This window comes from Streptomyces sp. NPDC059003, assembly GCF_042740445.1.
Lineage (GTDB): Bacteria > Actinomycetota > Actinomycetes > Streptomycetales > Streptomycetaceae > Streptomyces.
Genome location: NZ_JBHYJH010000320.1, coordinates 1 through 5,008, shown reverse-complemented (window position 1 = coordinate 5,008; position 5,008 = coordinate 1). Strand labels below are relative to the sequence as shown.

The following is a 5,008-nucleotide window of genomic DNA, read 5'->3' as shown; positions in this document are numbered from 1 at the left end:
CGCCCATCGACATCTGGTCCTCGAGCCGGGCCAGGCGCATGCTGAGTCCCGCGAGTTCTTCGTTGAAGGCCTCCAAGGCCTTGAAGAGCGGATCCAGGGGATCAGGCATCCGTGTTCACCTGCCGCAGTGCTTCCCGGGTGGCGTCTGCTATCTCCCCGGCACGCGGGCCTTCGTGGATGCGGGTGAAGCGTGCCCGGGTCACGGGTGTACGCCGATGGACGACGAGCCCTTCACGCTCTTTGATCATGCGTATGTCTCCGGGCTCAAGGACTGCACGGCGGCGGGTGGATACCGAGACGGAAGAGCGTTCGCCGTCGTCGTTCACCGATTCGGTGTCCTCCTCGAATTCACCGGCAAGCGTGGAGTAGGTTTTGAGTTCTTGTTCGTCGCTGATGCCGCCGAGGATGATTTTTACAGTGGCTGCGGCGAACATCTTCCTGACGCCGATCTCTCCCCAGCGGTCTTGTGCCTGTGCCAGATTCTGCAGGACGGCGACGAAGAAGATGTTCTGGCTTCCTGATACGGACATGAGGGTGGGGATCTGGGGGAGCGGGGCGACATTTGCTATTTCGTCACCGAGAATGCCGAGCGGTGGATCGAGCCGCCCGTTGGGTTTGCGTGCGGCAAGGCGCTTTCCGGTGTCCAGGATGGCGCGGGCGAAGGCTGCCATGATCGGTGCCAGGGCTGATCCTTCTTCTTCCTCGCCGACGAGGAAGACCGTGCCTCCGGTGGTGAGCCACGACTCGATGCTGAAGTTGTTCGCAGCGGTGGCCGGACCGCCGAATATGGCGGCGACGTTGGTGTCGTAGAGGGCCAGGAAGGCCTGCTCGGCCGTGCGCCATGAAGCACTGCGCTCTTCTGGTGCAGCCGCGTGCTGTGCTGCGAGGGCACGGGAGAGTTCGAGGCGCCCGTGTTTGGCAAGAATGGTTACGGCGTCGCGTTCGCTGGGGGAGGTGGCCCATCGCATGATGTCCATTGCGGGTCTCTGGTCCAGCGCGGCAGCATGAAGCCAGCAGGTGATCAACATTTTCGCATTGAGGACGAAGTAGCCGCCGTTGCGTGTGCCCTCTTCGCTCTTGGTCGTGACGGCCAAGGTCTCGGCACGCTTGCGTGCCACGGTGAAGTCCTCGCAGCCGTCGCACAGCGACCACTGAAGCTGGATTGGCCATCCCGACAATGCCGTGGGATCGAGAACCATCACGGGGCCGAGCTTGGCCCGCGTTTTGGCAGTGGCATGCAGGACGTCAACCTTGGACGAGGTGGCGAACACGGGGCCGGGAAAGTCAAGGACCCAGGGAATGATGAGCTGGGATGTCTTGCCCTCTCGTGGCGGCGCGATGACAAGGATGGTCTCTTCGAACGGTACGTAGAGGTCAACCTCCGCGGGGACCGCGGTGCCGGCGAACACCGCGACTTCCGTGACGGGAATCTCGGTGGCTGCAGGCGAGGTTGGGCTCTTGCGCAGCCACAGGGGTCCGCCTGCGCCAGGCGCGCTCGACGGCGCGGCGAGGCTGGGCCGCAGCGCCGGCAGACGAGAGAGCGCTTTGGCCTTGCCCATGGCGTCCTCGAGCTGCCGTTTCGTGGCCAGGCCGTCGGTGCCTTCGTCGTGCGACCTCTGCCAGCGGACCCAGCCTGCCCGCACACCCCAGACGGACCCCCCGGCCTGGAGCAGGACCAGCCCGTAGAAGGGCACCGGCCCCCCGACGCCGGAACCATCCCCGAAGGCCGCAGCCGGACTCCCCGGACGGGAGAGCAGCCCCGTCAGGCCGGCCGCGGTCTGGGACCAGGACACGGAGGCGGGCGTGCCATGGCTGACCAGCCCCGAGGCAACTGCGGCCAGCCAGACCCACAGCGTGCCCACCATGCACGCCCCCAGCGACGCGATCCACCACACGTCCCGGTACAGATGCAGCCCCTTGGCCGAGTGCGGGGAGACTACCTTCGCCATCCCGGCTCCTCGCATGAAAGGCACCGCCCGGCGGGTTGTCGCATTCCGGTCACCGCTGACTCACCCGCGAGCTCATGGGAATCAACGGCGCAGAGACCGGCAGTGCCCGGACTTTCTCGGTCATCTTGGCGTTGGTGTTCGTCAGAGGTATTTCCGTGCGGCTGCGGATATGCTCCACCAACTGGACCCGCTGACCGACCTGCCATACGGCCCTTCCCGGCGCACAGCTGCTTGCGCCGTCGGTGATGGCATCGCGTGCCCAGCTCGGCAGCTGCAGATATGCGGCCGTGATGTCGGCCTCGTGCCGGTCCATGTGGTAGATCACGCGGGTGGCCGTCAGTTTCAGGATGGCTTCGGCTTCCGGAGCCTCGGCGATGCGAAGGTCTGCGAGATGGTGGAGGATGGCCCAGAAGGAAAGCCCCAAGCGGCGCCCGTATCTGATGAATTCCTCAAACAGTCTCGCGACCGGCCGGTGCGTGAGGATGTGCCAGGCTTCCTCGACGATGAGGGTGCGTTTCACGGAATCCCCGGGACGGATCCATCCCCAGCGCAGCCATGGCCCGATGACACTCATCAGCAAGGGCATGGCGTGGCCCTCCCGGGGAAGGGCAGTCAGATCGAAGACGATCAGTTTGGCGTCGAGATCGATGCCCTCGGTCGTGGGACCGTCGAACAGCCCCGCCAGGTCACGGTCGTCTGAACACAGCTGGTCCATAGCCAGGGAAGCCGACTGCCCCCAGGCCACCATCTGTTCTTCACTGACTTCGCGTTTGCCGAGCATGCCCGGGCCAGGACGGGTCAGGGCATCATGGATATCGCTCAAGACCGCGACTCTGCCCTCTCCGGCCGCGCGCTCCAGCGCGGTGCGGTGGGCCACGGACAATACGAACCGTGTCTCCGAGGTGAGGGCCCCGCTGATGATCTCGACCATGCTGCAGAGAATGGCGAACTGATGCTTTCCCGGAATCCGCGCATCCATCGGATTCAGGCGCACCCCGTCGCCGTCACCGCCGTACACCAGCCTGATGGGTCTGACGCCCAGGGCCCGGGCAATGGCGTCCCACTCGCCGACACCGTCCTCGCCCTGAGCGTCCAGGACGGCGAACGTGCGTTCCCGGAAACGCAGTTGGCGCAGCACATAGCATTTCCAGAGCGAGGATTTCCCGGAACCGGACTTGCCCAGGATCATCCCGTGCCCGCTGGGCAGACGCTCGCGCGAATCGGGGTTGTACAGCACGAACGGGTCGTAGATGAAGGCCTTGCCGCTGTAGATCTCGCGGCCGATGATGACGCCCCGCGGATCCCAGCTCGGTGAGCCGACCGCCGGGTACAGCCCGCAGGCCTGGGACGTGCTGGTGCGCAACGGGCGGCGGCGGGTCTGGGACTGCGGGCGCAACAGCTCCAGCACGGCGCTCAGCTCCCCAGCAGACCGCAGGCGAGCGGCAACGTGTTGGTAAAGGCCCGGTAGTGCTCCCTGTCGCACCACTCCACGGCGAGCTGGCTCTTGGCCGACGCGCCGCGGACGATGCCCTTGCTCTGTTCCAGTGCGTCACGGTCCTGGGCGGAGACCGTCACCCAGCCCGTCAGCCGTACGCCCGCGGCGCCGGAAGCAATCTCCTCCATCGTCGACGTCGCCGCGCGCTGCTCCTGGCGCTCCCTGGGGTCGGTGATCTTCCCTGGCTTGGTGTCGGCCTGCCCCAGCTCATTGGTGGCATCGGCGATGGCGTCCTGCATGGCACGGTCAGAGGGGATCAGATCCATGGTCACGGCGACGCTGAGGATCACCCCGGGCGTGTACAGCAGCAGCGGGGCAAGGAAGTTGAGGGCGACGGGCCGGATGGGGAACTGCTTGATCCAGCCGGTGCTGTGCATCCACGACCGGCTGGTCTCCCATCCCCGCGAGATCATGACGCTGTCCTCGCGCCCGTCCATCTCCGCGGGCCAGCAGGTGGCCTGGTCCATGCCCCGCACGTCGTCGAGCCAGTGATCGGGGGCGTAGCAGTGGTGGACGAAGGACGCCAGCGCGGCCTCGTCCAGGCTGCGCACCCAGCGCAGCTGGGCCGTCCCCAGCGTCCTGATGAAGCTCTCGACCTCCTTGCCCAGGACGACGCCATACCCCTCGAACAGGGACCCGTACTTGAGGGCTTCGACAACCAGCTCCTGGCTGTAGCGGATGCCCAGGACCAGGAACAGCCGCCGGTCCTCCGCGCTGATCGCGACGCGCTCGAGCAGCTGCTCGTAGGAGTTGTGCAGCCACCCCGGTGCCTTCGGGTCCCGGCGGGCCTGCGCGTCGCGAGCGTGTGCGTTGGGGTCGACCGGAACGATCCGTGCGATCCACTGCAGCCGGCTGATGCGGCCGCCCGTGTCCGAGGTCTGCCGCAGCCAGGTTTCCCAGGCCCCGACCAGTGCCTCCTTGTCGTCCTCGTCCAGGCCGCCGAAGTTCTTCTGGCCCTCGACCTCGATGACGGCGGTGAACAGGCCCTCGCTGGGCTGCAGGAGCACGGCCACGTCTCCGTAGGCCGTGCGCGCCCGGAACCACTCCATCCGCGGCGGAACCCCCACCGGTGCTTCCACCGGAACGGGGCGCCCTGTCAGCATCCGCCCCGCCATCGGCACCCTCGACCGGTACAGCAGCTCACCGTTGCCCAGGAGCCGGCGGTAGGAGCGCCGTATCTCCCACCAGCGCAGATAGGTGCGCCCCTTGTACGGCAGCAGCACCACCCCGGCACTCACGGCCAGCACCAGCACGAACGCCGCCACTTTCAGCAGCACACCGGGGACCACCGCGAGCGACAGCAGCGACAGCGCCGCTCCGCTGCCGAGCACGAGCTGCTCGTCACCGTCGAAACGCCGGCCGAGCAGACCGCGGGGCCGGGGACGGGGGAAGACAAAGGACCGAGGCACGACTACTCCTGTCCAGGGGTGGAGGGTTCGGGTTCGGGCGGCGGAGGCGCCGGTGCGGCAGGTGTGGGGGGCGCCGCCGGGGCCGTCGAGGGGCCGAAAGGCCTCGGAGGCATCGCAGCAGGGGCGGCAGGCGCTCCCACAGGCGAGCTCGAGGG

At 67.1% G+C, this 5,008-nt stretch carries 3 protein-coding genes; all 3 read right to left on the bottom strand.

All coding sequences use genetic code 11. The features are described 5' to 3' along the window. Positions 1-101: 101 nt before the first annotated feature. The 3 genes from ACFWZ5_RS44460 to ACFWZ5_RS44450 are packed head-to-tail and all read right to left on the bottom strand — an operon-like array spanning position 102 to position 4,853. Positions 102-1,949, bottom strand: coding sequence for a type IV secretory system conjugative DNA transfer family protein (locus ACFWZ5_RS44460; RefSeq protein ID WP_384892813.1), 1,848 nt, complete (start codon positions 1,947-1,949; stop codon positions 102-104). A 49-nt stretch (positions 1,950-1,998) separates the two neighbouring features. Further along, the gene (locus tag ACFWZ5_RS44455) at positions 1,999-3,357 is read right to left on the bottom strand and encodes an ATP/GTP-binding protein (RefSeq protein ID WP_384892810.1); all 1,359 of its coding nucleotides are present in this window, start codon (positions 3,355-3,357) and stop codon (positions 1,999-2,001) included. Between the two features lie 5 nt (positions 3,358-3,362). Beyond that, entirely contained in the window at positions 3,363-4,853 is a 1,491-nt protein-coding gene (locus ACFWZ5_RS44450; RefSeq protein WP_384892807.1) for an SCO6880 family protein, read from the bottom strand. Between the last annotated feature and the right edge of the window lie 155 nt (positions 4,854-5,008).

Coding starts and splice junctions, on each gene's coding strand:
- ACFWZ5_RS44460 (WP_384892813.1), bottom strand. CDS start 1,949: ATGGCGAAGGTAGTCTCCCCGCACTCGGCCAAGGGGCTGCATCTGTAC.